Origin of the sequence: Corynebacterium striatum ATCC 6940, assembly GCF_000159135.1 — a bacterium.
Lineage (GTDB): Bacteria > Actinomycetota > Actinomycetes > Mycobacteriales > Mycobacteriaceae > Corynebacterium > Corynebacterium striatum.
Map to the genome: position 1 here is coordinate 354,900 of NZ_GG667519.1, position 26,696 is coordinate 381,595.

The 26,696-nt window shown below is 61.1% G+C and carries 24 protein-coding genes and 1 pseudogene; 10 read left to right on the forward strand and 15 right to left on the reverse strand.

The genetic code is table 11. The features are described 5' to 3' along the window. Positions 1–404 (reverse strand): TetR/AcrR family transcriptional regulator (locus HMPREF0308_RS01615; protein WP_005528061.1); only part of this gene is annotated, 404 nt, incomplete at its 3' end. A gap of 94 nt (positions 405–498) precedes the next feature. On the opposite strand from HMPREF0308_RS01615, the gene HMPREF0308_RS01620 reads away from it, so the two are divergent. The 3 genes from HMPREF0308_RS01620 (at position 499) to HMPREF0308_RS12910 (ending at position 2,955) form a co-directional block, all read left to right on the forward strand. Further along, complete coding sequence (locus HMPREF0308_RS01620) at positions 499–1,674, forward strand: acyl-CoA dehydrogenase family protein (RefSeq protein WP_005528062.1); 1,176 nt, start codon at positions 499–501, stop codon at positions 1,672–1,674. Positions 1,675–2,004: 330 nt separating this feature from the next. Then, the gene (locus HMPREF0308_RS12905) at positions 2,005–2,370 is read left to right on the forward strand and encodes a hypothetical protein (protein WP_005528063.1); all 366 of its coding nucleotides are present in this window, start codon (positions 2,005–2,007) and stop codon (positions 2,368–2,370) included. An 81-nt stretch (positions 2,371–2,451) separates the two neighbouring features. Further along, positions 2,452–2,955 (forward strand): endonuclease domain-containing protein, encoded by a 504-nt coding sequence (locus tag HMPREF0308_RS12910; RefSeq protein ID WP_005528064.1) that lies wholly within the window; start codon positions 2,452–2,454, stop codon positions 2,953–2,955. An 85-nt stretch (positions 2,956–3,040) separates the two neighbouring features. On the opposite strand, the gene HMPREF0308_RS14305 is transcribed toward HMPREF0308_RS12910, so the two are convergent. Further along, positions 3,041–5,224: a 3-hydroxyacyl-CoA dehydrogenase/enoyl-CoA hydratase family protein gene (locus tag HMPREF0308_RS14305; RefSeq protein ID WP_005528065.1), complete on the reverse strand. Its 2,184-nt coding sequence runs from the start codon at positions 5,222–5,224 to the stop codon at positions 3,041–3,043. Next, entirely contained in the window at positions 5,225–6,400 is a 1,176-nt protein-coding gene (locus HMPREF0308_RS01635; RefSeq protein ID WP_005528066.1) for an acetyl-CoA C-acyltransferase, read from the reverse strand. It lies immediately after the preceding gene. Between the two features lie 193 nt (positions 6,401–6,593). Between HMPREF0308_RS01635 and mmuM the strand changes: the two genes are divergently transcribed. The 3 genes and pseudogenes from mmuM to HMPREF0308_RS01650 form a co-directional block, all read left to right on the forward strand. Then, positions 6,594–7,451, forward strand: coding sequence for a homocysteine S-methyltransferase (gene mmuM / locus HMPREF0308_RS01640; protein WP_034656561.1), 858 nt, complete (start codon positions 6,594–6,596; stop codon positions 7,449–7,451). Between the two features lie 222 nt (positions 7,452–7,673). Continuing rightward, on the forward strand, positions 7,674–8,837 hold the full coding sequence (locus tag HMPREF0308_RS01645; protein WP_005528069.1) for an NRAMP family divalent metal transporter: 1,164 nt from the start codon (positions 7,674–7,676) through the stop codon (positions 8,835–8,837). A gap of 12 nt (positions 8,838–8,849) precedes the next feature. Further along, positions 8,850–9,641 (forward strand): annotated as a pseudogene (locus HMPREF0308_RS01650) (putative hydro-lyase); the annotation flags it as partial. Positions 9,642–9,858: 217 nt separating this feature from the next. Here the strand turns inward: HMPREF0308_RS01650 and HMPREF0308_RS01655 are convergent. The 7 genes from HMPREF0308_RS01655 to HMPREF0308_RS13835 all read right to left on the reverse strand — a co-directional run bounded on the left by HMPREF0308_RS01655 (position 9,859) and on the right by HMPREF0308_RS13835 (position 16,915). Next, positions 9,859–10,473 (reverse strand): GntR family transcriptional regulator, encoded by a 615-nt coding sequence (locus tag HMPREF0308_RS01655; protein WP_005528071.1) that lies wholly within the window; start codon positions 10,471–10,473, stop codon positions 9,859–9,861. A gap of 127 nt (positions 10,474–10,600) precedes the next feature. Beyond that, complete coding sequence (locus HMPREF0308_RS01660; protein ID WP_005528072.1) at positions 10,601–12,355, reverse strand: acetyl/propionyl/methylcrotonyl-CoA carboxylase subunit alpha; 1,755 nt, start codon at positions 12,353–12,355, stop codon at positions 10,601–10,603. Between the two features lie 2 nt (positions 12,356–12,357). Further along, positions 12,358–13,908 carry a 5-oxoprolinase subunit B/C family protein gene (locus tag HMPREF0308_RS01665; protein ID WP_005528073.1) on the reverse strand — a complete coding sequence of 517 codons (1,551 nt, stop codon included), beginning with the start codon at positions 13,906–13,908 and terminating at the stop codon, positions 12,358–12,360. Then, entirely contained in the window at positions 13,908–14,669 is a 762-nt protein-coding gene (locus HMPREF0308_RS01670) for a LamB/YcsF family protein (protein WP_005528075.1), read from the reverse strand. The genes HMPREF0308_RS01665 and HMPREF0308_RS01670 overlap by 1 nt, the downstream gene beginning before the upstream one ends. A 189-nt stretch (positions 14,670–14,858) precedes the next feature. Beyond that, positions 14,859–15,119: a metal-sensitive transcriptional regulator gene (locus HMPREF0308_RS01675; protein WP_005528076.1), complete on the reverse strand. Its 261-nt coding sequence runs from the start codon at positions 15,117–15,119 to the stop codon at positions 14,859–14,861. After that, positions 15,119–16,735 carry an FAD-dependent oxidoreductase gene (locus HMPREF0308_RS01680; RefSeq protein WP_005528077.1) on the reverse strand — a complete coding sequence of 539 codons (1,617 nt, stop codon included), beginning with the start codon at positions 16,733–16,735 and terminating at the stop codon, positions 15,119–15,121. Before HMPREF0308_RS01680 ends, HMPREF0308_RS01675 begins: the two co-directional genes overlap by 1 nt. A gap of 15 nt (positions 16,736–16,750) precedes the next feature. Further along, positions 16,751–16,915, reverse strand: a complete 165-nt coding sequence (locus HMPREF0308_RS13835) for a hypothetical protein (protein ID WP_005528078.1) — start codon at positions 16,913–16,915, stop codon at positions 16,751–16,753. A gap of 131 nt (positions 16,916–17,046) precedes the next feature. On the opposite strand from HMPREF0308_RS13835, the gene HMPREF0308_RS01685 reads away from it, so the two are divergent. Next, a complete protein-coding gene (locus HMPREF0308_RS01685; protein WP_005528079.1) occupies positions 17,047–18,270 on the forward strand; it encodes an amidohydrolase in 1,224 nt (407 codons plus the stop codon). Here the strand turns inward: HMPREF0308_RS01685 and HMPREF0308_RS01690 are convergent. Next, positions 18,267–19,187: a ribokinase gene (locus HMPREF0308_RS01690; protein ID WP_005528080.1), complete on the reverse strand. Its 921-nt coding sequence runs from the start codon at positions 19,185–19,187 to the stop codon at positions 18,267–18,269. The genes HMPREF0308_RS01685 and HMPREF0308_RS01690 overlap by 4 nt on opposite strands. 258 nt (positions 19,188–19,445) lie before the next feature. Beyond that, on the reverse strand, positions 19,446–19,718 hold the full coding sequence (locus HMPREF0308_RS01695) for a hypothetical protein (RefSeq protein ID WP_005528081.1): 273 nt from the start codon (positions 19,716–19,718) through the stop codon (positions 19,446–19,448). Positions 19,719–20,100: 382 nt separating this feature from the next. On the opposite strand from HMPREF0308_RS01695, the gene HMPREF0308_RS01700 reads away from it, so the two are divergent. Together HMPREF0308_RS01700 and HMPREF0308_RS01705 are read left to right on the forward strand one after the other, a co-directional pair. Further along, on the forward strand, positions 20,101–20,634 hold the full coding sequence (locus HMPREF0308_RS01700; RefSeq protein ID WP_005528082.1) for a hypothetical protein: 534 nt from the start codon (positions 20,101–20,103) through the stop codon (positions 20,632–20,634). A gap of 176 nt (positions 20,635–20,810) precedes the next feature. Next, positions 20,811–21,281 (forward strand): gluconokinase, encoded by a 471-nt coding sequence (locus tag HMPREF0308_RS01705; RefSeq protein ID WP_080548589.1) that lies wholly within the window; start codon positions 20,811–20,813, stop codon positions 21,279–21,281. Between the two features lie 50 nt (positions 21,282–21,331). On the opposite strand, the gene HMPREF0308_RS01710 is transcribed toward HMPREF0308_RS01705, so the two are convergent. The 3 genes from HMPREF0308_RS01710 to HMPREF0308_RS01725 all read right to left on the reverse strand — a co-directional run bounded on the left by HMPREF0308_RS01710 (position 21,332) and on the right by HMPREF0308_RS01725 (position 24,777). After that, positions 21,332–22,726: a GntP family permease gene (locus HMPREF0308_RS01710; protein ID WP_034656648.1), complete on the reverse strand. Its 1,395-nt coding sequence runs from the start codon at positions 22,724–22,726 to the stop codon at positions 21,332–21,334. Between the two features lie 809 nt (positions 22,727–23,535). Continuing rightward, positions 23,536–23,748, reverse strand: a complete 213-nt coding sequence (locus HMPREF0308_RS01720) for a hypothetical protein (RefSeq protein WP_005528086.1) — start codon at positions 23,746–23,748, stop codon at positions 23,536–23,538. Positions 23,749–23,787: 39 nt separating this feature from the next. Next, the gene (locus HMPREF0308_RS01725; protein WP_005528088.1) at positions 23,788–24,777 is read right to left on the reverse strand and encodes a class C sortase; all 990 of its coding nucleotides are present in this window, start codon (positions 24,775–24,777) and stop codon (positions 23,788–23,790) included. A gap of 518 nt (positions 24,778–25,295) precedes the next feature. Here HMPREF0308_RS01725 and HMPREF0308_RS01730 point away from each other — a divergent pair. Further along, a partial coding sequence (locus HMPREF0308_RS01730; RefSeq protein WP_005528089.1) for a SpaH/EbpB family LPXTG-anchored major pilin occupies positions 25,296–26,696 on the forward strand: 1,401 nt, incomplete at its 3' end.

Consider the following 26,696-nt stretch of genomic DNA (forward strand, 5'->3'; position numbering starts at 1 on the left):
TCGTCGACGACGTTCATCCAACGTGCCACATAGTCGCGGCGCAGCTGCAGGACCACGGACTTGTGGGGTTCTTCGAGGTTGTTGAGCTCGTTGTTGACCACGCGGACGCGCTTGGCGTGGGTGGCGTGGAAGATGACGTGTGCGCGCATCGTGGCGAGGATTTTTTCCTCGGAACCCGTGACCCCGGCGAGCGCCGCGGCGTTGGCACGTAGGAGTTCCTCCATGGCGGAGACGGTGACCTCAGCGAGCAGCTCTTGCTTGGACTTGTAGTGGTTGTAGAGGCTCGATGCCCGCATGCCCACTGCCTTTGCGATGTCTTCCATGCCGGTGCCGTGGTAGCCGCGCTGGTCAAAGAGGTCGAGGGCGGCGGTGGCGATTTGGTCGCGGCGCTTCTGGTTAGCCATGGTGGTGTGCCTTTCGCTGGGTACGTTTCCTTGACAGGCGGTGAGGTGTGTATCACAATAGCAGACTAATAGTGATTCGTATCGGAGGCCTGTAATGTCCAATAATCTCTTTGATTCTACAACTGACTTCCTCGGCGTGTTCGACGGCATCAGCGCCCAAGATGCCGAGGTCTGGGCACGTGCTCGCTCGTTTCGTGAGGATTGCCTGCCGGTTATCAATGGGCATTGGGAGAAAAGCGAATACCCCCTCGAACTAGTACGCCGCTTAGGCGAGCTCGACCTCATGACGGACGGCCTTGACGTTCCTGGCCACGAGTCCATGACCGCACGCGGCGCAGGTTTGGCGCTCATGGAGGTCACGCGTGCCGACGCCTCGATGGGCACTGTCGTTGCCGTGCAGGCCGGCCTGGCTATGCGCTCCATCGCGATGCTTGGCTCGGAGGAGCAGCGCTCCCGCTACCTGCCGGCGATGGCGTCGTGCTCGCTGCTCGGCGCGTTTGGCCTGACGGAACCGCTGCACGGGTCTGACTCCATTGCGCTGGAGACCACCGCGGTTCGCGACGGCGATTCCTGGGTTCTCAACGGCGAAAAGAAGTGGATCGGTAACGGTGCTTCCGGTGGCGTGACCGTGATTTACGCCCGTATGGAAGACGGAAACGTGGGTGGCTTCATCGTTCCGCAGGACGCGCCGGGCTACTCCGCCACGGTGATTGCCGGCAAGCTGTCACTGCGCGCTATCCATCAGGCGCACATCGTCTTGGAGGATTGCCGCATTCCTGCCTCCAACCGGTTGCCCGGCTGCCAAACGTTCAAGGACGTCTCCCGCGTGCTGACAGCAACGCGCATCGGCGTCTCGTGGATGGCGTTGGGTTCGGCCGTGGCTTGCTATGAAACCGCGCGCAACTACGTCATGGAGCGCGTCCAGTTCGGCCGTGAGCTGGCAAAAGCGCAGATTATCCAGCAGCGCTTGGCCAACATGGTGCTGGACCTCAACCAGATGATGCTGACCTGCCGCGAGGTTGCCGCCCGCGAGGAGGCTGGCACGCTCACCCCGCCGCAGGCTTCCGCGGCGAAGCTGCACAACACCCGCGCTGCACGACGCATTGCTTCCGACGCCCGCGACATGCTCGGTGGCGTGGGCATCCTGCTAGAAAACGACATCGCGCGCCACTTTGCCGACATTGAGGCCATGCACACCTACGAGGGAACCGACACCGTGCAGAGCCTCATCATGGGCAAGGTCATTACGGGTTTCTCGGCCTACAAGTAGCAGCCTGCCCGCGCCCCGCTTGACGTGCGGCTCACCCCTCTCCGTGTTTGGTCCCACTGGTTGGGTTTCATTAGGAGGCAAAGAAACCCTTAGGAGCCATTGCGCGGGAGTCGGCTCTCGTAAAACTACCCAACCAATGGGACCACTAGAGGAGGACCAAACCGCGGCAGCTGAAACCGCCCATTCGCCAGCAAGAGGCCAGCCGCTGAGGCGCCAGCCGGCAAACCGACTCGAAAGCGCCAACTCCCCCTAGCTGCGCAAATGCAGAGTTATCCACAGGTAAAAAATTGACTCTAGACACGGGCGCACGCGCTTGGCGAACATTGTTGTATGACTCAAACACAACGACTCATTCACTTACGTCCACTGTCCAACGATCACCACGTGTGGGAGCAAATAGCCAATGGCGAGGTTCTGCGAATAGCGCCCTGGGTCGCAACCCCGCGGGATTACTTCGAGCAATTACCCACTTACGAACGCCAGCGCCTCAAAGTGATTGCCGCAGGCAAAAGCGTGCACAAAGCCGTCATGATAGGAAAATCAGCAGCCAGGCTATGGGGCCTTTGGGTCCTCCCGCCTTTCGGCGAAAAGATTGAAATGGCTAGGCAGTCCAAATCGCTGCCAGTCAAGACGAAGATTCCAGCCGATTACGATTACCGCAAGACGCACCTGCCAGACAACATGGTCTCCGAGTAGCTCGGCACCCGTTGTACAACTGTGGCACGAGCGTGCATCGACATAGCAAGACACCATTCCTTCGAAGAGGGACTCGTTGCCATGGATTCGGCGCTCGCGAAGGAACTCACCACGAAGGAGGAGCTGCGCCGCACGCTGACCGCCATGGGGCGTGTGCATGGTGCCCCGCAGGCGCGGAAGGCGATTGAGCACGCCATCGCGCATTCGGAATCGCCTTTCGAGTCCTACTTTCGAGGCATCGCCATCGCGGAAAAGCTGGGAGAGAAGGTGGTTGCGCAGTACTTCATTCCGCCGAACTTCCGCGCAGACGCATGCATTGACGACGCCGTCGTGATTGAGATCGACGGTGCCGTCAAGTACGACGGCTCGTCGTTTGGCAAGAGTGCCGAGCAAACAATCGTGGAGGAGCGACGACGCGAGAAGCTGATTCAGAACCGTGGCCTCATCGTGCTGCGATACAGCCCACGGGAGCTGCTCACGGAGAGAGCCCGTGTCGTACGAGAGGTGCGCCAGGCGCTGGAAGCTGCCCAACAGCGAGGATGGTCCCAGTCTACTGGTCCCTTTACGAGTAAGAAGGCCGGCTAAAACCTGCTAGGTGGTCCCTTTACCCCGTAAAGGGACCCAACCAATGGGACCAATCCGAAAGAAATGGTTGGGACAGGTCCGCGGGCTAGTTGCGCAACGGCTTGCGGGTCGCCGCCATATGCTTCGCGCGCTCGACGTTCGCTGGCAGCAGCACGAGCGGCACGTCGAACTCCACTTCACGGTCGGCGAACTCGTTAAAGCTCAGCGAGCCCTCACCGGTGTACATTTGCGCCAGCTTTGCTGCGATGACGTGGTCGTTTTCAGTGGCATTTTCCAGGGGCCACTCGCGGTCGAGGGCAGGGCCGGAATAGAGCTCAATCGCGACATCGGCAGGCGGGGCGTAGCCCTCAATGAGCGACTCCGCCTCCGTGATGGCACGCGCCAGGACGTGGTCAGGGGACATGAGCACGACGTCGTCGGCAGCCAGGAAGCCTTGCTCCTTGGCCACGAAAGCGTTGGGGAAGGGCTTGGTCGAGGTGATGAAGTCGAAGGCTTTCTGGTGGTAGTCGGCCACGCCAGCCGCACGCAGGCGCTCCAGTGCGGAAATCGTGCCCGACCAGCCCGGATAGAGACCCACGTTAAGTTCTGGGAAAGCCAGCTGGCTATCTGCGTGCGCCACGATTCGGTCGCAGGATAGGGCCAGCTCTAAGCCGCCGCCCAAGGCAACACCGCGTACCGCTGCGACCACGGGCACCGGCGCGAACTTCAGCTGTCGCAGCGTGTTCGAGCCGTCTGCAATGAGCTCTTTGACGCGTTCAGCGGAGCCGGACTCACCAGCCGCGGCAATCGACGCCAAGTCCGCACCTGCGCAGAACACCGGCGCATCGTTACCGATGACCAGCGCTTTCAGGTCCGCAGAGGAGATGGAGTCAACGGCAGCGCGCAGGACTTCCAAAGCGGCAGTCGGCAAGGAATTCATCGGCGTATGCAGGTCGATGATGCCGATGCGCCCGGAAGGAGTGGACACTGCATGCACCGCGCCGGCCGGCAGGCAGACCACGGTTTCCAGGTCCAAGGAGCGCAGGCTGACCACGCCCTCCCGCTCCCGCAGCTCCTGCAGCTGGCCCTCGGAGGAAAGCACCTTGCCGTCTACAAAGAATCCCCCGGCAGCGGCGGCTGCGGTCACTAGCGCTGGCGCCTCCGAACCGTAAGCGGAGGCAACCCTGTCGATGCCGATGGCGTCGGCAAGCGCGAAAATGCCCTTCTTCCAGCCGAAGCCGAGGGTGAGGCCGTCGTCGATAAGCGCGACGTGCTCTGCGATCTCCGGCGCGACCTCGCAGCAGTAGCGCAGGGTGTCGAGGAAGACCGCGCGGGCGAAGCGGCCGCCCGGCGAATCCGTGTCCATGACCTCGCGCGGATCCTTGAGCCCTATGACTGGGTCGTCCGGCTGGGTGCGTGCCACGTACTCATAGTCGGAGTTGATGACCTCGTCGCGGCCGCGGTAGAAGCCGCCCTCGCCGGTGCGCCCAGTCAGGCCGCGCTCGACCAAGCCCGCGATGAACTCGTCGCAGCCCAGCGGCACATTGAGGAGCGGATCGCCCGCGGGAAGTGCGGACTCGAGAGAGTTCCAGATGGGCCCCACCAGCTGCAAACCGATGTAGTCCAAAAGCCCGAAGATGCCGGTGCGGGGGATGCCGAAGGCGCGGCCAAAGGCGGCGTCGGCAAGCTCGTAGCTCACGCCGAACTCGCGGGCGCGGGCAACGCCGGCGGCCATCCAGTAGCAGCCGACGCGATTGGCAATAAAACCCGGGGTGTCGCGGCACTCGAGTGCGATCTTGCCCAAGGTTTGTTCGATGGTGGTGCGCAGCGCGGCCTCGGTCTCGCCGGAGGCGATGAGCTCGACTAGGCGCATGACCTTCGGCGGGTTGAAGAAGTGAGAGATGCCGAAGCGCTCGCGGCGCGAGACCGGCACGCCCTCGACGAGCTTGGCCAGCGGGAGGGTAGAGGTGTTCGAACTCAAGATGGCTGAGGGCTTGAGGTGCGGCTCGATGGCCGCGTAGAGCGCGTGCTTGGCGCCGAGGTCCTCGAAGATGGCTTCGATGACCCAGTCGCGGTCCTCGAGGAGAGCGTAGTCATCGGAGGCGGTGATGCGGGAGGCGTCCGAAGGCAGGTAGAAGCCGCGGCGCTTTACCTGGATGTCCACGCCCTTCTGCGCGCCCTCGGCGTTCTGGTCGAGCAGGACGACATCGAGACCCGCCGATGCGCACAGTGCCGCGATGCCCGAGCCCATGGAACCTGCGCCGATGACGGCAACCTTGGTGATTGTCATTTACTTCGCTCCTTCGTTCTCGGATTCGTTTTCGATGATGAGCGCAATGCCCTGGCCGCCGCCAATACACATGGTGACCAGGCCATAGCGCTTGTTCAGGCGGCGCAGCGCGTATGCCAGCTTGGTGATGAGGATGACTCCGGTGGCTCCCACCGGGTGGCCGTGCGCCACGGCGCCGCCGTAGATGTTGGTCTTTTCGGGGTCGAAGCCGAGCTCGTCCTGCACGGCGATGGCCTGCGCGGCGAAGGCCTCGTTGGACTCGATGAGGTCGATGTCGTCCAGCGTGAGCCCGGCCTTCTCCAGTGCCTTCGGCACCGCAGCGATGGGGCCGACGCCCATGCGGGTGGGATCGACGCCCGCGATGGCCCAGCTGACAATCTTGGCCAGCGGCTCGAGGTTGCGCGTGCTCACCTGCTCAGCGGTGGCGAGGACCACGGCCGCGGCGCCGTCGTTGATGCCGGATGCGTTGCCTGGGGTTACGGTTCCATCCTTCGCAAAGGCGGGCTTGAGCTGCGCAAGCTTGTCGACGCTCGTCTCCCTCACGTGCTCATCACAGTCCAGGTCGTCTACGGCGACGATCTCCTCGGCGTGGACGCCTTCCGCGCGGGCGGCCGCGGCGCGGCGTTGGGATTGCGCAGAGAACTCGTCTTGGCGCTCGCGGGAGATGTTGTGGTCACTCGCGACGTTTTCCGCGGTCACGCCCATATGGCCGGTGCCAAAGGGACAGGAGAGTGCGCCGGTGAGCCAGTCGTAGAGTTTTCCGTCGCCCATGCGCTTGCCGAAGCGGGCGCCCTCGACGGAGTAGGGGGCTTGGCTCATGGATTCGGCGCCGATGGCAAGTGCCACGGTGCCGTCGCCAGACTGGAGGAGTTGCGCGGCGGAGACCACGGCTTGGACGCCGGAGCCGCAGAGGCGGTTGACGCCCATTGCGGTAGAGGACTCGGGCATTCCGACGCCGATGGCGACTTTGCGGGAAATATACAAGTCGCTCGGGATGACGGGCATGACATTCGACGCCACCGCGGTGTCGATTTCGGCGGCCGGGATACCCGAACGCTCAATAGCTGCCGACGCCGCCGTCGTACCCAGCTCGGTCAGTGAAAGGCGGGCCAGGCTGCCGCCGAATTTACCGATGGGCAAGCGTGCGGCCCCGACGATGTATACGTCTTGTGCCATGAGGTCCTCCTAAAAAATACGAATCACCATTAGTTAGAAATGAATCCTAGGTCACATCCTTCAGTTGTGCAACGCTTTCGAGAGAGTTTCCGCTTGTCTCACGCGTGTGGGGCGTCGGCGCCGCGCGCGATTGCGGTGCAGGCGCTGAAAACAAATTGAGGGAATGCGGCGCTTACTGGTTAGGCTGCAACGCATGAAGTGTTTTGAAACGCCGCTGATTTTTGACGGCGGTCTCGGCACCCACCTGGAGTCCCGCGGCAACGACATCTCGGGACAGTTGTGGTCGGCGCAGATTCTGCGCGAGAACCCTGCTGAAATTCAGGCGGCGCACGAGGACTTTTATCGCGCGGGCGCGCAGGTGGCCACCACGGCGTCGTACCAGGTGACCTTCGATGCGCTCGGAGATGAAGCTGAAGAGCTGCTGCGTCGCAGCGTGGAGGTGGCACGCGTTGCCGCGAACAATGCGCGTCCCGATGGTTTGGTGGCCGCCTCAGTGGGGCCTTATGGAGCAGGCCCCGGTGAAGGCACGGACTACGACGGTGCCTACGGGCTGGGCTGCGAGGAGCTTAAGCACTGGCATCAGCGCCGCATCGAGGTGCTCGCCGCAACCGACGCTGACTTCCTGCTTGCTGAGACCATTCCCAACGTTGACGAGGCGGCTGCATTGCTGGAGTTACTCGACGCCACAGGCAAACCCTATGCGCTCAGCGTCACCGGCGTTCTTGCAGCGGACCCTGCCAAGGTTGCGCAGGTCATCGAGTTCGCGAAGCAGGCGCGCAACCTCGGCGCCCTGGGCGTGAATTGTTGTGATGCGGAGACGGCAAAGGGCGTCGTCAAGCGCATGCGTGAGGGCATCGATCTGCCCGTGCTTGCCTACCCCAACAGTGGCGAGACCTGGGATCATGCGGCCCGCCAGTGGCGCCGCGATGAGGAGCATTCGCTGGGGCTGGTCGAAGCCGCGCCCCAGTTGCGCGCCTTGGGCGTGACCCTGCTGGGCGGCTGCTGCCGAACTACGCCGGAACAGATTCGGCTGATTTCGCAGCAGGCGTAGCGCTAGTTATCCCGGTCGTCGTCAAGCGCAAGGGGGCACCCGCAAACTGCATCCTCGAGCTGGTCTTTTAAAGTGGTTGACCAATTTCCTTCCTAAGTTGTTGAACAACCCCTTAAGATGATGTGCATCACGTAACTAATGCGACCTGCATCACGAAAGGACAGTTTGGTGAGCGCTGAAACAACTGAAGTCGTCAAGAACCCACCCAAGGGTATCGGCGCAATGGCGGGTGCCATGTTCCTCATGGCCACCTCCTCCATCGGTCCGGGCTTTTTGACCCAGACCTCCGTCTTTACCGTCCAGATGGGTGCAGCTTTCGCCTTTGCGATTCTGCTCAGCATCATCGTGGACATCGCCATTCAGCTCAACGTCTGGCGCGTTCTGTGCCTCTCCGGCATGCGCGCCAACGAGCTTGGCAACACCGTTCTGCCGGGCCTTGGCTGGTTCCTCGCGGTGCTCGTCTTCATCGGCGGTGTGGTATTCAACATCGGTAACATTGCTGGCTCTGGCTTGGGCTTGAACGCGATGCTCGGCATTGACGCCCGCATCGGCTCGGTCATCGCTGCGGCGATTGCCATCTTCATCTTCTTGTCCAAACGCGCCGGCATTGCGCTCGACCGCTTGGTGGCTGCCCTTGGCGCCATCATGATCCTGCTCATGCTCTACGTGGCTATCGTCTCGCAGCCGCCAGTGGGCGAGGCGCTCAAGAACACCGTCATGCCGGAGGAAGTTGACTTCTTCGTTATTACCACCCTCATCGGCGGCACCGTCGGCGGCTACATCACCTTTGCGGGTGCGCACCGCCTCATCGACAACGGCATGACCGGCCCGGAGCACATCAAGAACATCACCACGACCTCGGTCATGGGCGTCATCATCACCGGCATCATGCGCGTGCTGCTCTTCTTGGCTGTGCTGGGTGTCGTCAGCACGGGTGTGGCACTGTCTGAGGACAACACGGCTGCCGACGCCTTCCGCCAAGCCGCCGGCGAGTTCGGACTCCGTGCGTTCGGCGTGGTGCTCTTTGCCGCGGGCTTGTCCTCGGTGATTGGAGCTTCCTACACCTCGATCTCCTTTGTGACCACGCAGAAGTTCGCTCCGCGCACCCGCAACTTCCTCACGGTGGGCTTCATCGTGGTCTGCACCATCTTGTTCGTTATCCTCAACTCCGCTCCCCAGAAGCTGCTGATTTTCGCAGGCGCGTTCAACGGCATCATTTTGCCAATTGCGTTTGCGATGGTTATGTGGGTTGCTTTCCGACGCCGCGATCTCTTCGGCGGAGTCAAGCACCCAATGTGGCTGCTGGTGGTTGGTTCCATCGCGCTGCTGCTGGAGCTCTACATCGGTTTCAACTCCATCTCCGGAATCATGAAGCTTTGGGCTTAGGGGCCTTGGAAGATGTCTTACACTGCACATCCTTCCACGATGCAGCCCGCTGACGTGCGCGCGCATGCCCGGCAGAATCAGATGGTGACTACGGCGGGTTTCGCTGACGGATACATGCAGGCCAACCTGCTTGCGGTGCCGCAGGATTACGCGTTCGACTTCCTGTTGTTTGCTCAGCGCAATCCGAAGTCGTGTCCGATTGTGGGCGTGCTGGAGGCGGGCCAATACAGCTCGGAGCTGCTCGCGGGTGGCGATATCCGCACCGACATCCCCGGCTACCGCATCTTCCGCGACGGTGAGCTAACCGACTCCGTGGAGGACGCCACGGAGTTCTGGGCTGAGGACATGGTCACGTTCCTCATCGGCTGCTCGTTTACTTTCGAATCGGCGCTGCAGGAAAACGGCATTACGCTGGCTCATATCGAGCAGGGACGCAATGTGTCGATGTATCGCACGAACATTCCCACCACTCCGGCCGGCATTTTCAGCGGACCGTTGGTGGTCTCCATGCGACCGATTCCTGCATCTCAGGTTGCCGACGCCGTGCGCATCACCTCGCGTTACCCGTCGGTGCACGGGGCGCCGGTGCACGTGGGAAACCCTAAGGATATTGGCATTTCGGATCTTTCTCGCCCTGACTTCGGCGACGCCGTGGACATCCCGGAAGGGCACATTCCGGTGTTCTGGGCGTGTGGCGTGACGCCACAAGCGGTGGTGATGAACTCGAAGCCGCGCCTGGCGATTACCCACCAGCCCGGCAAGATGCTCGTCACTGACGCGCGCGACGTGGACTACCAGGTTCCTAAACCCGGTCTGCGGCTGCGCTTGCAGCTTCCTCTGCAACTGCTCCGGCCGACCGCGCGGTTTGGTCCCATTGCTTGGGTTTCATTGGTTGGGTTTCTTTACGAGTGGTCGTGCCGGAAAATTTGGCTTACTGGTCCCTTTACCCCACAAAGGGACCCAACCTATGGGACCAAACCGCAATGGGGGCAGGGAAGCCGCCCCGCCAAGCCACCCCAAGCTAGATGACCGCGAGCATCGTCTTGCAGGTCCGCAGCAAGCTGTCGTGCAAAAGCGCGGCAGCTTCTTCGCGTTTTCCATCGGCAATGAGCCTGGCCAAGCGGATGTTGCCCTCAATGTGTTCAGCGTGCAAGGTGGGGTAGCGCGGGATAACGAGCAAGAAGCTCAGCCGCATCCGCGCGAGTAGGTTGTTCATTTGCGCGTTAAGCGTCGGGGAATTTAGCGACGCCACCAGTGCGCGGTGAAAACGCTGGTTAATGTTGGATACTTCCTGGTCCTCGCTGTTTTCCTGCGCGGCTCGAGCAGAAGTGACAAGCTCAATCAACGCTGCCGGATCAGCGAATTCGCCCCACAGCACGCCGGAGGGCTCGATGGCGGCACGTGCGATGAACAGGTCGCGCACGTAATCGGCATCCGGCGTCGCAATGAAGACGCCCCGGTTGGGGATGCGCTCCACGAGTCTCTGCGCAGCGAGCTCAGTGAACGCCTCGCGGAGCGTATTGCGGGAACAAGAGAAACGCTCAGCGGCTTTGACCTCGCTGAGCTGTTGACCGGGCATGAACTCGCCGGCCGAGATGGCATCGCGAATCTCCGACGCCACAGACTGAGAAAGCATGACAGAAAGCTTATCCCATTGGGATGTGGAGGCCGCGCGGCTCCTGCCGCCACAGAATTCGTCGCGGCCGCAAGCGCAACTGGTAAAACCACGGCCCAATTAGTGGGACACAAGCAAACCGCTGAGACTAGTCGATAGTCGCGATAACCTTCGACGGATCCAAGCGGTCGCCTTCCTTGGCCAACAGCTTGATGGTGCCGCCGCGTGGAGCCTTTACAGAAGATTCCATCTTCATCGCCTCGATGGTCGCGATGGCCTCGCCCTCTTCGACCGTGTCGCCATCCGCGACGTTCCACGCCACGAGGTTTGCATCATACGGTGCGGTTACCTCGCCTTCCTGCGAGCCCGCGCTTGGCGACGCCACCTTCACCCCACCAGCAGCCGCCGGGTCTGCCGCAAACAGGTTCTCCGGCAAACCGACGCTGACCAGCTTGCCGTCGATTTCGATGGCTACCTGGGTGCGTTTGGCGTAGATGGCCTCGACCGGCGCAATGTTGCTCGTGGACTCCGCAGAAGGGCGGTAGTTGTGGTCAAGCCAGTCCGTGTAGATACCAGCTGCGGCCTTGGCATCGCCGTGGTCGGCCAAGACCTGGGAGGAGACCATGTCGCGGTGGAACGGCAGCACGGTGCGCACGCCTTCGATGTCGAACTCGGCCAGGGCCTGCTTGGCGCGGGCCAGGGCCACCTCGCGGGTCGGTCCCCAGACCAGCAACTTGGCAATCAGCGAGTCGTAGTACGGTGGCACGATGGAACCCGAGCGCACACCCGCGTCCACGCGGATGCCAGGGCCCGTCGGCGGCTCAAAGCGCACGATGGTGCCAGGGCATGGCGCAAAGCCGTTCAGGATGTCCTCGGCGTTGATGCGGAACTCGAAAGCGTGGCCGTGCGGCTCCGGGTCGAGGGATTCGTCCACGAAAGACAGTGGCTCGCCCGAAGCGATGCGGAACTGCTCCGCGATGATGTCCACGCCGGTCACGACCTCAGTGACTGGGTGCTCAACCTGCACACGGGTGTTGACCTCGAGGAAGGAGATGGTGCCGTCCTCAGAGACTATGTACTCCACGGTTCCAGCGCCGGTGTAACCCACCTTGGCGCAGATGGCGCGGGCGCCCTCGTGGATGCCGGTGCGCTGTTCGTCGCTAAGTGCTGGGGCAGGGGCTTCTTCGATGAGCTTCTGGAAGCGGCGCTGCGTGGAACAATCGCGGGTGCCAAGCACGGCGACGTTGCCGTGGGTATCGGCGAGGATCTGCGCCTCGACGTGGCGCGGGTGAGTCAGGAACTTCTCCACGTAGCACTCGGCGCGGCCGAAGGCCTCCTTGGCCTCGCGTCCTGCAGAGTTGAAGGCGGCCTCGATGTCCTCGAGGTTCTCCACGACCTTCAGGCCGCGTCCACCGCCGCCATAAGCTGCCTTGATGGCAATCGGCAGACCGTGCTTTTCAGCGAAGGCGCGGGCCTCCTGCCAGTCGTCGATGGGGTCGGAGGTGCCAGGAGCCAGGGGAGCGCCGACCTCCTCGGCCACGCGGCGGGCCGCAATCTTGTCACCGAGCAGCTCGATGGATTCTGGGGTTGGGCCAATCCAGGTCAGGCCGGCGCCGGCCACAGCGCGGGCGAAGTCGGCGTTCTCAGAGAGGAAGCCGTAGCCCGGGTGTATGGCATCGGCGCCGGCGCGAACCGCAATGTCCAGCAATGCCGGGACGTTCATATAGGTATCGGCCGCGGTGTTGCCGGGCAGGGCGTAGGCCTCGTCGGCCACGCGGGTGTGCAGGGCGCCTGCGTCTGCCTCAGAGTAGATGGCGATGGAGCGGATGCCCAGGTCACGCGCAGCGCGCGCAATGCGCACGGCGATCTCTCCGCGGTTTGCAATAAGGACTGCAGAAATCATGATTAACCTTCAACTAGTTCAAAGCGGACCGTGGCTCCCGGCGGGAGCTGCGCGGCGATGTCGATGTCTTCTTCCAAGACGGTGGCGATGACGGGGTAGCCGCCGGTGACGGCGTGGTCGCGCAGGAAGACTACCGGCTCACCCGATGGCGGAACCTGCACGGAGCCAGCAACCATTCCTTCGCTCGGGAGCTCGCCGGAGCGCGCACGTGACAAGGTCGCATCGTCGCTGGCTCTAAGACGCAGGCCGACGCGGTTGGACTGCGGGGTGACCTCCCATTCGTGCTCCAGGAAAGCGTCGAGGCTGTCCTGCGTGAACCAGTCATCGCGCGGGCCCATCACGCAGCGCAGCACGCCGGAGGTCTGCCCGTGGGAGCCCTCAGAAACGCGCAGCGGATTGGTCAGTTGCGCATCCGTCATGGCACTCGAGCGCGGCAGGACACCGATGATGTCGCCGATGTGCACGGGCGCAGGACCCAGCCCAGAGAGCACGTCGGTGGAGGAGGACCCCAGCTCGGTATCGGCAACGATGCCGCCGCGGATGGCGATGTAGGAGCGCATGCCGTACGTGGCCGGCTCGACGATCACGGTGGAACCCGCCGTCACGAGCACCGGGCGCGCGAGGTGCACCGGCATCTCCTCGAGGAGCACGCGGGCCTGGGCGCCGGTGACGCAAATGACGGTATCGGTGAGGGCACGCAGGCGAATACCACCGATGTTTTCCAGCACCGTCGCACCGCGCGGGTTGCCCACCGCGACGTTGGCGGTGGCCGCTGCTGCCTGGTCAGCTGCGCCCGAAGGGGTAACGCCTAAGTTGCCACGGCCCGGGCGGCCTTGGTCCTGGAAGAGGGTGACAAGGCCGGGGTCGATGACTTCCATACGTGGCAGGCGCGCTGGGGTACGGCGGCCAAACGGGGTGGTGGATACGATGTCCGGCAGGGAGCTGACGGCACGGTAGCGCACGCGGTCGCTGGGCTGCACCAGTGCCGGCGGCTGCGCATCCGATTCCCACATCGGGGTCGAGGTGGTGCCTAGCAGCTGCCAGCCGCCGGGGGAGACGCGCGGGTAGACCGCGGAGAAGTTACCGGCGATGCCCACCGAGCCATTCGGCACCGCGGTACGCGGGGTAGAGCGACGCGGGATGTCGACGCTGCGGGAGGCATCTGCCGGGGTGCAATAAGTAAAGCCCGGGGCAAAGCCGCCGAAGGCCGCGAGCCACTCGGTCGAGGTATGCCAGTCGATAAGCCCCTCGCGGGACATACCGAGTAGTTCGGCAGCCTCGTCCAGATCCGCGCCGTCGTAAAGCACGTCGATCTCCACCAAGCGTGGCTCCTCCACGGAGCGTGCGGAAGGGTGGAAATCCTCCAAGAACTCGGAGGCGGCATGCGCCGAGTTAGGGGTATTAAAGGTGAGCAATAGGGTTGTCGCTGCGGCAATCGCATCGACTTGGTCCTTCAGCGGCTGCGCAGTAAGTGCCTCGTGCCAGGCCATGACCTGGGAAAGGTCATCCAACTCCACGAGTAACGCGCGGGTTCCTACGGGGTGAATGTGCATTAGATAAAGCTCCGGATCTCAATGCCGCGGGCATCCAGTTCGGCTACCACGCCGCGCAGCATCTCCACGGCGCCCGGGGAGTCACCGTGGGTGCAAACGGACTGCGCATCCACGCTAAGGACGCTGCCGTCGATGGCGGTGATGGCGCCGGTTTCTGCCACCTCGAGCACGCGCCTTACGACCTCATCTGCCGAGTGCAGCACAGCATTGTCCTGCGTGCGCGAGACCAGGGTGCCGTCGGGGTTGTAGTTGCGGTCCGCGAAGGCCTCGCGGATGACAGTTAGACCGCGTGCCTCGGCGATGTCGACTGCCACGCCGCCCGGCAGCAGCATGACCGGGATATCTCCAAAGGCCTTGATGCCGTCGATGACTGCCTTGGCCTGGGCCTCGTGGTGAACGATGGCGTTGTACATCGCGCCGTGCGGCTTAACGTAGGCAACGCGAGTGCCGTGCGCGCGGGCCAGCGCCTCAAGCGCGCCGATTTGATAGGTGACTTCGTCTGCCAACTCAGCCGGGTTGTAGTCGATGAAGCGACGGCCGAACGCGGCTGGGTCGTTGTAGCCTACGTGTGCACCAACGACGACGCCCGCCTCTTTAGCTGCGTGGACGGTGCCGGCGATGGAGTGTGGGTCACCCGCGTGGAAGCCGGTGGCGACGTTGGCAGAGGAGACCAGCTTGAGCATCGCTGCGTCGTCTGCGACTGGATTGCCTGCGGTGGTCTCGCCGAGGTCGGCATTGAGATCAATAAAGAGCTGGCTCATACACTCAAATCCCCTTTTAAAATTGTTCAACAATCTATAGGCGGATAGTGTATCGTGCGTCACGTCACTTTGTGAAGTGGGACGCCATTTTTGAAGAAGAGCGGGGGTAGTCACGCTGCGTCGATGGGCGTGACTACCCTCGCTCCTAAGTAGCGAAGTATTCCATTGAGCCCCTTTAAGCTCGCCAAATTAAGACAGAGAAAGGAAGAGTTTTTCCATCTTTTCCGCATCGAGGCCTTCTGGGCCCTCTTCGCGATAGCACTGCTTAAGCCCGGTGGCGATGATGGAATAGCCCGCGCGATCGATCGCTTTTGCAGCGGCGGCAAGCTGAGTTACTGCTGATTCGCATTCTTCGCCGGATTCGAGCATGCGGATGACGGCATCGATTTGTCCCCGTGCACGCTTGAGGCGCGTGATGGAGGGCTTTACCTCTGCAGGATCTAAGTTCATTATGCGGCCTTTCCATGCTGCCAAGTCAGATACCCGCCATCCAGATTAGCAACGTCATAACCCAGGTTTGTGAGGATGCGCGCCGCATTATGGCCGCGCAAACCCACCTGGCAGTGCACGATGACATCCTTATGACCTGCGATTTCGGCGTGGCGTGCGCGCAGCTCATCGAGCGGAATGTTGATGGCTCCGGGGATGGCGCCTGCAGCAAACTCGGAGGCTGAACGGACGTCTACCAGGAGTGTCCCGGCCTCGAGGTGCTCGGAGAGCTCGTGCCATTGGACAGTGCGCTCGCCCTGCACAATGTTGTCATCGATAAAGCCCGCGAAGTTGATAGGGTCCTTCGCTGAGCCGAACTGGGGTGCGTAGGCCAACTCAAGATCTGCGAGGTCGCGTGCCTTAAGCCCCGCCCGCATCGCGGTGGCGATGACGTCGATGCGCTTGTCCACTCCGTCCTTACCAACGATCTGCGCGCCGAGGATGGCGTCGGTTTCGGCGTCCACGACGAGCTTCATATGCAGCTGTGTCGCGCCGGGGTAGTAGCCCGCGTGGTTGGCCGGATGCAGGTGAATTACGCGCACCTTCTTGCCAGCGGCTCGTGCGCGCCGTTCATTCCATCCGGTGGAGGCTGCGGCAAGTCCAAAGAGCCCAACGATAGCCGTTCCGAGTACTGGCAGTGAGGCGGTTTCCCGGCCAGTGATGATGTCTGCAACGAGGCGGCCGTGGCGGTTGGCCGTTTGGGCCAGTGGTACGAGGGTATCTTCGCCGGTGTGCAGATCCTTCTTGGTCGCGGCGTCGCCAAGTGCGAAAATGTGCGGGTCGCTGGTGCGCTGCTGCGCATCGACCACAATTCCGCCGCGCTCCGAAATCTCAAGCCCTGCTTCGCGTGCTAGATCGCTGGCTGGCCGCACGCCGATTGCGGTGATGACGATATCTGCGGGCAGCTCGGTACCATCGGCGAGCGCTACGCCGGAGTCGCTGATTTCAGTGGCCTGCGCATTGGTGCGAATCTCAACTCCGTTGGCGCGCAGGTGCTCGGTCACGATGGCGGCCATTTCAGAATCCAGTGGGCCCATGATTTGCGGGGCAGCCTCCACGACGGCGACAGAAAGGTCGCGGTGGCGGAGGTTTTCGGCCATCTCCAGGCCGATGAATCCGCCGCCGATGATTACTGCCCGCGTGCGGCCTTTAAGTGCGGCGGCGATGCGGTCTACGTCTTCGACGGTGCGCAGGCTATATGCCTTTTCGATGCCTGTGATCGGTGGCAGGAACGGGGTTGCACCGGGAGAAAGGACTAGATCGTCGTAGGGGATGGTCTCGCCGGATTCGGTGGTGACGGTACGAGCAGCGCGATCGACGTGGGTGGCGCGCGTGTTGACGCGAACGTCGATGTTGAAGCGTTCTTTCAGGGCCTCCGGTGTTTGGAGGAGAAGGTCCTGGCGCTCTTCGATGACTCCGCCGATGTGATAGGGCAGGCCACAGTTGGCAAAGGATACGTGGCCCGAGGCCTCGAGGACAATGATGTTTCGCTTTTCATCATTGCGGCGCAGGCGGGTTGCGGTGGACATACCACCGGCGACGCCGCCGATGATGACGGTGGTGGGGTTGGCGGTCATGGGTGGGATACTCCTTTAGCTAAAGAGGCGGCGGAACAGGCCTTTGTTGGCGGAGGTGGTCTCGCGTGGGCAGGTGCACCACTGGCCTGCCGGGACGGTGGCTTTTACTTGGTTAATGTGGTTGCCGCAGCCTGCCCAGGTGGTCTTTCCGCAGGACTTGCAGGTAACGGGACGGCACATAGGATTCCCCTTCTTCTAGACGTATACCCCAGGGGGTATATTAGGATGGTTTTGAATATACCCCTAGGGGTATATAGCGTCAAGAGTGCGTTCTCCGCAAGCGGTGACTAGGTAGGCATTAGGTGGGATCTATGACGAAACTGTTTGAATCTTTGGAAACATATCTGGAAAGGACGAAGGCGCAGCGTGAGGAGCTTTATAGGTGGTTCCACCAGCACCCGGAGCTCTCGCTGCAGGAAGCCGAAACCAAGGCGCGGATTATCAAAGAGCTGGAGGCGCTTGACGACGTCGAGGTAGTCGACGTCGGAGCCGGCTTCGTCGGAATCCTGCGCAACGGCGATGGCCACACCGTGGCGATGCGTGCCGATTTCGACGGCTTGCCAGTGAAGGAAGACTCCGGCGTTGAGTACGCCTCGACTGCCACTCAGGTCTCCGACAAGGCTGGCCAAGAGGTGCCGGTCGGGCACATGTGCGGCCACGACATGCACACCACGTGGCTATTGACCACCATCTCTTTTCTGGCGGAAACCCGGAACGCATGGTCCGGCACTTTCGAGGCAGTCTTCCAGCCTACCGAGGAGATCGCTGAAGGCGGCAAGGACATGGTCGCTGCGGGAATCACGGGCAAGGTTCCCGTCCCCGATGTCATGCTGGGCCAGCACGTCATGGGTGCATTGTCAATGGGCCATGTCGCGACCAACGAGGGCATTAGCTTCACCCAGGCTTCCACTGTGAAGGTAACTGTGCGCGGCGTCGGTTCGCATGGCTCCATGCCGGAGAAGAGCGTCGACCCAATCGTGCTTACCTCCTCAATCATCATGCAGCTGCAGACAATTATCTCCCGTGAGCTACCGGCCAGCGAGCGCGCGGTGGTCTCCGTGGGCACGATTCACGGCGGCACGAAGGCCAACGTGATTCCGGACAAAGTCGTGTTCGAGCTCAATACCCGCTGCTACTCGCAGGAAGTCGAAGACCACATTCATGCCTCGATCGAACGCATCGTGAGCAATCAGGCCGCCGCGGCGGGCGCGCCGGAGCCTTCCTTCGAATACTCCGAACGCTTCCCGGTGCTGGACAATGACCGCGATGTAACTGCCAAAGTCACCGAGTCTATGCAGACCTTGTTGGGGGAGGAGCGCACGGAGACCTTCGCGCCTTTATCGGCCTCTGAGGATTTCCCGGATATCCCGAATGCCTTTGGCACACCGTATTGCTTCTGGGCCGTCGGCGGCTTCCGAGATCCGGAGAATGCACCGGGCAATCACTCTCCGCAGTTCGTCCCTGAGCTGCACCCCACCTTGGAAGCAGGTGCGGAGGCCACGGTTGCTGCGCTTTGCCCTTGGCTGGCGGTTTAAGGAAGCTGCGCTTTTAGATCCGGGTAGGAAGGCTGGGCGCCGCGGCTCAGTGCGGCGAAGGCGCCTACGCGGGCGGCGTGATGGGCGGCGTCGCTAAGCGTGGCCCCTTGTAGGAGCTTCGCCACGAGCGCGCCTGTAAACGCGTCGCCGGCGCCCGTGGTGTCCACCGCTTTGATCTGCGGGGTGGGAATCGGCGTGGTGCCCTCGGCATCCGCCACGATGGCCCCGCGCGCTCCAAGCGTTAACACCACCGCGGCAAAGCCTTCGGCGCGCAGGCATTCTACGAGTTCCTCTGGTTCATCGCTCGGCGTCTGCGCACCCAGTTGCTTGAGCACCAACCCCGCCTCGTGTTCGTTAACCACGAGTGGGTCTGCCTGCAGGAGCGCCTGCTTATCGACGTCCACCACCGGCGCCAGGTTCACCACCACCCGGGCGCCTACCGCGCGTGCGAGTTCGACCGCCTTCTGGAATCCTGCGGCGGGAATCTCGCCCTGTAGTAGCACCATGTCTGCCTTGTGAAGTGCCCGCGCGTGCTGTTGAACGAACTCAGCGTCCACCCGCGCATTCGCGCCGGGGACCACCACGATGGTGTTCTCGCCGTCGGCTGCGACCTTGATTACCGCAAGGCCCGTGGTGGTGGCCTTGAAGTGTTCGACGTGGCTGAGATCGACGCCCGAGGCTTCTAGCAGTTCCATGGCTGGGCCGGCGTAAGCGTCATCGCCGACTGCGCCCACGAATGAGACGCTGGCGCCTTGGCGTGCCGCAGCTACCGCTTGGTTTGCGCCCTTGCCGCCGGCGAGCACCTCGCCACCGCTGCCTATCAGTGTCTCGCCCGGGGTGGGGTGGCGCTCCACGCTAATCATCAAGTCGGCGTTGATGGAGCCGACGACCACGCAGTGCGGCTGTTTTGCAGTCATGAAGTTTCCTTTGCGTTTGTGCCTTGTGTGCTCCACTCTAAGAGCCCGCGTCCGGGCTTGGGGCGGCGCAAGGGCGCAATTTGCCAAATAGTGGGTGGATTTTTCGAAGTTTTGGCGCCTTGTTTGGCAAATTGTGCTGGCAGACGCTGACGGACGTGCGCAAAACTGGGAAAGCCGCTCCCTTTTCTTCCGGCTCCTGAGAAGGGAGCGGCTATCCAAGCAGCGGATGCTTGCAGTACTGCTGGGTGCCGGTCAAGTTCAGAACGCGGAAGCGCCAAGCTTGGTAGCGATCTCGCGGGAGATGCCTGCGGAGCCCTTGGAGTTCTTGCCGGAAACGTCGCCGCCCAGGGTCATGGAGGTGGTGCTGGTGCGGTGGTCTTCCCATGGGTTGCAGACCGGGCGTGGGTTAAGGACGTTAGCCTTCTTATGATCGGAGCCGTGGGTGGTGTGGATGATTGGCAGCTTGGCGTTGATGGCCGGAGTCTCTGGGTAGGACTCGGTGACGGTTGCAGCGTTAGCTGCCGGCATCATGAGCGTGCCGCCGGCGATGGCAAGACCGGCGAATACGTTGGCGGTGCGTGACGAAGACTTACGCTAGCGACTGTTTTCCAGTGGCGCACGATAGAGATGTCTCGACAATTAAAGATAGAAATTCACATAAACGTCATAAACAATGCAAACAGTTTCGGCGGAAAAATGGCTAATCGGCAGGACTCGAAAGGCGAAAAATCCGTTTTATTGGCTCAGCCCCGCGCTTCACCTTGGGATGGCCTGTGCACATTAATGCCTGGGATGTATTGTCACGTGGCTTGTAGCGCCCAGTGGTGGGGACAACTCCATGCGGGTTTGGGCTCGGCTAACAGCATTTGGAAACCAGACAACCTTAAAAGTTCAAATGCCATAACCTGAAATCATGAGCGCCAAATCCCCAGAAAATCTCTTGCTTTATCTTCCTGAAGAGCAAGAATGGGCCATCGCCGAGCTATTCGACGACCTCGTTCGGCGCGGCCTGCCACGCCAGAATCAGCGCCCGCACATCACTATTACTTTCGCCCAATCCATGGCCCCCGAGGCAGTGGAACTGGCTGCTGAACTGCTTCCGCCGCTATTGCCAGCCACTTTTCAACGGGTGGGAACCGTAGTATTCGGAACGCGCTCGAAGCAATCAATCGCCTGGCTTCTGGAAACAACCGAAGAGTTCGAAGCGGCCGCCCGGGAGATAAGCGCGGCCAATCCTGAATCACGAGGGGCTCGCTGGACCCCGCATCTAACGATGGGGCTTCGCATCCCGCGCGACGAGGTCGGCCGCTATATCGACGTCCTCGATGCTGCTACGAACGAGGCCACCCGCACCGCTGCACGCAGCGGTGGGCACCTGCTGAAGGAATTTACTGCAGCCCAAGCTGCGTACTGGCGGTCGGCGACTGAGGAATTACGGGTGCTATGAGCGGCGATAGGCATCAGCGCCGAAGGCTGCCGCGTTGACGCCGGATTGTGCGCGATGTTGGACCCGGCCGCGCGAGCGGAGATTGCGCGTATCAACTTCACCCCGCAGTACTAGACTTGAAGGCTGTGAACTCTACTAAGGTGAACACGGAACTTGCGCATAAACACGTCATCGTGATGGGAGTGTCCAGCTGCGGGAAATCTACGGTGGGGCAGCTGCTGGGAGACCAGGTTGGTCTCGTCTTTAGGGACGGCGACGACATGCATCCGGCCGCCAACATCGAAAAGATGTCCGCGGGGCACGCGCTTGACGACGCCGACCGCTGGCCCTGGCTCGAAGCAATCGGGCAGTGGATGCAGGGGCAAACCGAAGGCGCCATCGTGGGATGTTCAGCGCTTAAGCGCTCGTACCGGGATCTGATTCGCACCCATGCGCCTGACACGGTTTTTGTTCATCTGCACGGCAGCTACGAGCGTTTGCTGGAGCGCATGCAAAACCGTGCAGGCCACTTCATGCCGGTATCGCTTTTGCAATCGCAGTTCGAAACGCTTGAGCCGTTAGGTGAGGACGAGCCGGGGATCGTGCTCGACGTAGCACTAAGCCCCGCAGAACTGGCTGCCGAAGCAGCGAGGTATCTGCGGGGCTAGATGCCCTAAACCGTTGTGGTCTGGCTTTCTTGGACTGAGACTATCTGAGGCTAAAACGCTGCAGTAATCCCAAAAATGATAAGCACGAAGACGAAGCCGACGAAGGAAACGAGTGCCTGGTTAAGGGTCCACGTGCGCAGCGTGGTTGCCACGTCCATGCCCATGAGCCGGCCGACCAACCAGAAGCCCGAGTCATTGACGTGGCTGCCAAAGACCGACCCCGCGGCAGTGGCAAGCACGATAAGAGCAAGCTGCACTGCAGAGTAGTCTGCTGCTTCTACAGCTGGGACCATGAGCGCTGCTGCAGTAGTAAGAGCCACGGTGGCAGAGCCCTGTGCAAGACGTAGCGCGACCGCAATGAGATAGCAGGCAAGAATGACAGGAATTCCGAGGCCTGCCATCGAATCAGCCAGAGCATCGCCGATTCCAGAAGTTCTTAGCACGCCGCCGAACATGCCGCCGGCACCGGTAATCAGCACCACCGAGCAAATCGGGCCCAGGGAAGACTCCATGGTCTTTTCAATCGCAGTCTTATCCATTCCGCGCTTGAATCCGAGCGCAATCATCGCGGCAAGCGCTGTGATGAGCAGCGCGATGGGGGTCTGACCTAGGAAGACGAAAAATTTAACCCAGGTGGCATCGCTCGAAATGTGACCAGCGGAGGAAAGGGCTGACAAGCCGGTGTTGCCAAAGATAAGGAGCATTGGGATAAGAAGAATTCCGATGACCGTCGCCGGTGAAGCTGGCTTTTCCGGAAGCTTTTCATCCGCCACGCGTTCGCCGGTCAAAATATCGCCGACAACGAAGGGGTACTTCTTGCCCAAGTGCAGGCCCAGGCGGTAGCCGGAGAGATACCACGTAGGAAGCGCTACCAGCAGGCCGAAGACCAAAATGAGGCCGATGTCAGCGCCATAAAATTCGCTGGCCGCGACAGGACCCGGGTGGGGCGGAAGGTAGATGTGCATTACTGAGAACGCGCCGGCCGCGGGAATACCGTAGGCGAGAACCGGGCCGTTAAGGCGCCGCGCCACTGCGAAGATCACCGGCAGCATCACGATCAAGCCAGCGTCGAAGAAGATGGGGAAACCCATAATCAGCGAGGCAACACCCAGCGCAAACGGTGCTTTGTCTTCGCCGAAGAGTTTCACCAGGGCGTCGGCAAGCGATTTAGCTCCACCGGAGGTTTCAACCAAGCGCCCGATCATGGCGCCTAAACCAACCAACAGTGCAACGGAACCAAGCGTGGAGCCGAAGCCCTTGGTTAGCGTCGGGACGACGCCCTCAAGAGGGATACCGGCAACCAGCGCAGTCAGGGTAGAAACTATGGTCAACACGATGAATGCGTGAACCTTGAAGTGGATCACCATGACCAAGATCAAGGCAACCGCTGCAGCTGCTATCCCCAGGAGAGGGCCGGTTGTAAGCACCGGCTCCCAGGTTTCCATGACGTCCATGGAACTAATCCTTTCTCAAGTTACGGCCTTGCTGTTAAGCCGTAGTTGTGAGCCAGATTATCATCGGAAATAAGTGTGGATATAACCACTCGAATGTGACTTTCGTACCGTGCAGCTTTAATCGGAACCTAAGTGCCAACGCTACCTCGAAGTAGAACCATGACGACGATTCCATTTATTTTGGACACCGCTATGAAGTGCCCCAGGTTTTGTTCCGCTTGAGTAGATGGGAAGTCTTGGAACATGCCGAAGAGTTTTGACCAGGATGCCAAGGACCGTGTGCTCCGTCTCGTGGAGGACCGCATCTTTGTGGAACACATGTCGATGCACCCCGCGTGCCAGGCAGTGGCTTTAAAAGCTGGGGGTTATGGCGCACGGGCGGTCAATGGGCTTAAGCTTGCCCGTCGTGCGGGAAACATCCCAGAACCTGTGCCTGAAGATTTGGCCGCTGAGAACGCGAGGCTACGTCGTAACAATCACCAGCTACGCGACACTAACGAGCCACTGAAAGCTGCCGCAGCTTCTTCTTGTTGGAACCAGGCTCACAACCGGGATGGTTGGCGACTCCTATGACAATGTGTTGGCCGAAAACGTTAATGGCTCTCTAAAAGAACGAGCTAATCCATACTTGCAGGTGGGGTGACGGTGTCGAGGTAGAAATCGCGACATTTGAGTGGGTGTCCTGGTCGAACGAGACTAGCTCTTCACCAAAACTGGGGATACCAAACCTCGGTCGAGGTGAACACCGAATTGTGGAAGCAGAATCCGCCACAGGAAATAGTAGAAATCAAGGCGAATGACTAGGAACCAACCTCGGGGCCCTTTAGGGAGTGAGGGAAGCTGAACCGGGCGTGCGCCGGGAAGACGAAGAAACCCTGGGAATCTTGCACCGGGCGGGGCGCGGCGAAGACTGGCGCGGTGGCCAGGGTTGCGGCGGTGGCCACCGCCAGGGCGACTGCACCGGTGGTGGTGAGGCGGCGGGTAGCAGGAGCCTGAGAGGAGGATGAGCTCATGAGCTCATGCTGCTAATCAACCCACCAGGCAAAAGCCCGTTAACTCTCCGCGGTGTCCCCAGCGCCGGAGGTTGCGGGCCCCTCCTTGTCTTCCTGCTTGCGGAAGTTCTTCCACCACCACCGGACCAGCAGCAGCACGATGATCGCCGCGGCAGCGAGGATGGCCCACATCCACCACTGCCAGGTGGTGCCCTGCCCGTCGAAGACGGACTCTTCCTGCGGGTCCATCGGCACGCGCTCGGCGGTGATGATCAGCCGGTGGGTGTTGATGCCATAGGGGGTGCAGGTGATGAGCGTGACCAGGTCCTTATTCGGCGTGCGGCGCAGCAGGCTGGTTTTATCCGGGGTGACGATCTCGATGTCCCGGACCTCGTACTTTAGCTTCTCGCCCGCCGCGGCGACGTAGACCGGGTCGCCCTTCTTGATCTGGTTGAGGTTGTCCCACAGGGTGGCGTTCTGTATGCCGGTGTGGGCAGAAAGCGCGGAGAGTCGGCCCTCTGGTGGGGCGGGCGGGATAGTGTCATCCTCGCCGAGTTCGCCGGGTGCGCCAACAGGCAGGTCTGTGCCGTATAAGTGGCCGACCCCGCGGGCCAGCACGCGGTCGGAGGTGCCGTGAAAGATTGGCAGATCGGACTTGATGGAGGGCAGCACAATGCGGCCCATGGCCTCGGTCTCATTCAGGACGGAGAGGTAATTCAGGTAGCGCTGATACGCCGGGGAGCTTTCGTCGTTGGAACTGGTCCACGCATCGCCGGGGTCAATATCCCCGAGGTCGGCGTTGTATTGCTGCGCCTCCTCCCAGGCCTTATTGAGGACCTCTGGGGGCACGCCCTTTTCCAGTTGCGAGTAGGCCTCGGCGGCGCGGGACTGCTGGTAATTATTCCACTGGGTGGCGAGCACCGGGTATAGCAGTACACCCAAGCCGGCGAGGATGAGGACGACGGCAATGATCGCGTTGGAGTTCAGTTTCTTGTCTTTGCGGGGCGGGTTCGCGTCCGTCGTGTTCGGCGTTGGGGATTTGTCTGTCATGGGCCTTAATTTCTACTGAGGTGTTGGGGCTCGCTCCGGTGGAACGTGGAGAGTTGGAGTCTATTCTTCGCTACGAGATTGCCAAAGTCTTAAATTTTGCTGTGAGACGCTTATCGCTTTTTACCCTATTGTGGGGGGGTATTGCCGGTGCACTTTGGGGCGAAATGCTGTTCAAAAATCCAGATTGAGGGCGATTTTGGGTCGTGTCAGCCAGGTTTATTTTCGGGGAAAAGTAATGCATGCCTTAATTATTTTAGCTGTTGGGGACGTCGAAGCAGTAAGATGGTTAGGTGCGACTCACTAGGCGGGAACTATCAGGCTGAAGCCCGGGAATTGTTGACATCACAATAAAAGTGTTCTGTCAACAAAGGGTTTTGGGCGCATGTGACCGCCAGCGAATTTTAAGGTGTCGCGGCCGAAAGGGCGGCAAGCTTGAAAGTAGCTAACCGGAGCGAGTCGCTGAACGTCGAGGGGTGCTACGCGCTCCAGTCACTACTTATGTAAAGGAATTCACTCCAGTGAAGAAGAACTCTCTGACCATTCGTTCGGTCACTGTCGCCGCCGTTGCTGGCCTCTCCTTGGGTATTGCTGCCCCGGGTGCGATCGCTGTTGCGCAGGAAGGCTCTCAGGTTCAGCAGGTCCAGAAGGCCAATATTGACTTCTCCAAGACAGGTTCTTTGACTCTCTTCAAGAAGAAGGGTGCCGAGTCAGGCGAACGTGCCAACGGTAAGGAAATGCCGGATGTGCCGGGCACGGAGCTCAACGGCGTGAAATTCAAGATTACGAAGCTGAAATTCGACCTGCAGAACGACGATTGGACAAAGTTCCCGAAGACCGCGGCCGAAGTCCAGGACACTGACAAGACCACCACGACCTACGAGAAGACGACCGAGGGCAAGGGCGAAGCTAAGTTCGACAATCTGCCGCTGGGCATCTACTACGTCGAGGAGATCGAAGCTCCGGATGGCATCGTCACCGGTGCACCGTTCATCGTGTCCATCCCGATGGTCAATCAGGCTTCTGACGCGTGGAACTACGACGTCATCGCATACCCGAAGAACACCGAAACCAAGACCGAGAAGACCGTCAAGGATGCCGATAAGAACATCCAGGATGACTTCTCCTACACCATCACCGCAGATGCTCCGACCTGGGGCGAGGGCAAGAGCCTGACTGAGTTTAGTTTCTCTGACCAGCTGGATGACCGACTGGCGTTCCAGAAGGTCACCCAGGTCAAGGCCGGGGACACGGTTCTGGTCGAGGGCGATTACACCGTCAACGAACCGAGTACTGCAAATAACAAGCTGGAAGTCACTCTGACTGCGGCCGGTCTGGCGAAAGTTAAGTCGGGCGACAAGATGTCCCTTTCCTTCGACGTGAAGCGTAAGAAGGTTGGCGACACCCTCGCGCTGAAGAACCACGCTGAAGTGTTCTTCAACAACCCGAACACCGGCAACAAGGTCAAGAATAAGACCAACGAGGTCGTGACCTACCACGGCAAGCTGAAGGTTGTGAAGAAGGACGGTAAGGAAGAAGGCAAGGTCCTCGAGGGCGCAAAGTTCTCCCTGTACCAGTGCACATCTGCTGATTCTCTGGGTGAGCAGATCGCGATCGGTGGCGTCAAGGAGTGGACCACGGGCGCTGACGGTACCTTCACGATCGATGGCCTGCACGTCACCGACTTCGAGGACAACAAGGAGGTTGCTCCGGTAACCAAGAAGTTCTGCCTGAAGGAGCTCGAGGCTCCGGCTGGCTACGCCAAGCTGGACAAGCCGGTGGAGATCGACTTCACCCGTAAGGATGTCGAAAACACCGACGATGGCACGGACACTGTGACCCTCGCGAAGAACATCGATAACATCAAGCAAGACACCCCGAAGCTGCCAATGACCGGTGGCATGGGTGTTGGCATCCTGGCC

Excerpts from the sequence above, each read along its gene's own strand:
- HMPREF0308_RS01635 (WP_005528066.1), bottom strand. The coding sequence starts at position 6,400 with ATGGCACAAGACGTATACATCGTCGGGGCCGCACGCTTGCCCATCGGT.
- HMPREF0308_RS01680 (WP_005528077.1), bottom strand. The coding sequence starts at position 16,735 with ATGACCGCCAACCCCACCACCGTCATCATCGGCGGCGTCGCCGGTGGT.
- HMPREF0308_RS01655 (WP_005528071.1), bottom strand. The coding sequence starts at position 10,473 with ATGCTTTCTCAGTCTGTGGCGTCGGAGATTCGCGATGCCATCTCGGCC.
- HMPREF0308_RS12905 (WP_005528063.1), top strand. The coding sequence starts at position 2,005 with ATGACTCAAACACAACGACTCATTCACTTACGTCCACTGTCCAACGAT.
- HMPREF0308_RS01685 (WP_005528079.1), top strand. The coding sequence starts at position 17,047 with ATGACGAAACTGTTTGAATCTTTGGAAACATATCTGGAAAGGACGAAG.
- HMPREF0308_RS01620 (WP_005528062.1), top strand. The coding sequence starts at position 499 with ATGTCCAATAATCTCTTTGATTCTACAACTGACTTCCTCGGCGTGTTC.
- HMPREF0308_RS01725 (WP_005528088.1), bottom strand. The coding sequence starts at position 24,777 with ATGACAGACAAATCCCCAACGCCGAACACGACGGACGCGAACCCGCCC.
- HMPREF0308_RS13835 (WP_005528078.1), bottom strand. The coding sequence starts at position 16,915 with ATGTGCCGTCCCGTTACCTGCAAGTCCTGCGGAAAGACCACCTGGGCA.
- HMPREF0308_RS01675 (WP_005528076.1), bottom strand. The coding sequence starts at position 15,119 with ATGAACTTAGATCCTGCAGAGGTAAAGCCCTCCATCACGCGCCTCAAG.
- HMPREF0308_RS01710 (WP_034656648.1), bottom strand. The coding sequence starts at position 22,726 with ATGGAAACCTGGGAGCCGGTGCTTACAACCGGCCCTCTCCTGGGGATA.
- HMPREF0308_RS01690 (WP_005528080.1), bottom strand. The coding sequence starts at position 19,187 with ATGACTGCAAAACAGCCGCACTGCGTGGTCGTCGGCTCCATCAACGCC.
- HMPREF0308_RS01665 (WP_005528073.1), bottom strand. The coding sequence starts at position 13,908 with ATGCACATTCACCCCGTAGGAACCCGCGCGTTACTCGTGGAGTTGGAT.
- HMPREF0308_RS01670 (WP_005528075.1), bottom strand. The coding sequence starts at position 14,669 with ATGAGCCAGCTCTTTATTGATCTCAATGCCGACCTCGGCGAGACCACC.
- HMPREF0308_RS01705 (WP_080548589.1), top strand. The coding sequence starts at position 20,811 with ATGGGAGTGTCCAGCTGCGGGAAATCTACGGTGGGGCAGCTGCTGGGA.
- mmuM (WP_034656561.1), top strand. The coding sequence starts at position 6,594 with ATGAAGTGTTTTGAAACGCCGCTGATTTTTGACGGCGGTCTCGGCACC.
- HMPREF0308_RS12910 (WP_005528064.1), top strand. The coding sequence starts at position 2,452 with ATGGATTCGGCGCTCGCGAAGGAACTCACCACGAAGGAGGAGCTGCGC.
- HMPREF0308_RS01645 (WP_005528069.1), top strand. The coding sequence starts at position 7,674 with ATGGCGGGTGCCATGTTCCTCATGGCCACCTCCTCCATCGGTCCGGGC.
- HMPREF0308_RS01660 (WP_005528072.1), bottom strand. The coding sequence starts at position 12,355 with ATGATTTCTGCAGTCCTTATTGCAAACCGCGGAGAGATCGCCGTGCGC.
- HMPREF0308_RS14305 (WP_005528065.1), bottom strand. The coding sequence starts at position 5,224 with ATGACAATCACCAAGGTTGCCGTCATCGGCGCAGGTTCCATGGGCTCG.
- HMPREF0308_RS01700 (WP_005528082.1), top strand. The coding sequence starts at position 20,101 with ATGAGCGCCAAATCCCCAGAAAATCTCTTGCTTTATCTTCCTGAAGAG.
- HMPREF0308_RS01720 (WP_005528086.1), bottom strand. The coding sequence starts at position 23,748 with ATGAGCTCATCCTCCTCTCAGGCTCCTGCTACCCGCCGCCTCACCACC.
- HMPREF0308_RS01695 (WP_005528081.1), bottom strand. The coding sequence starts at position 19,718 with ATGATGCCGGCAGCTAACGCTGCAACCGTCACCGAGTCCTACCCAGAG.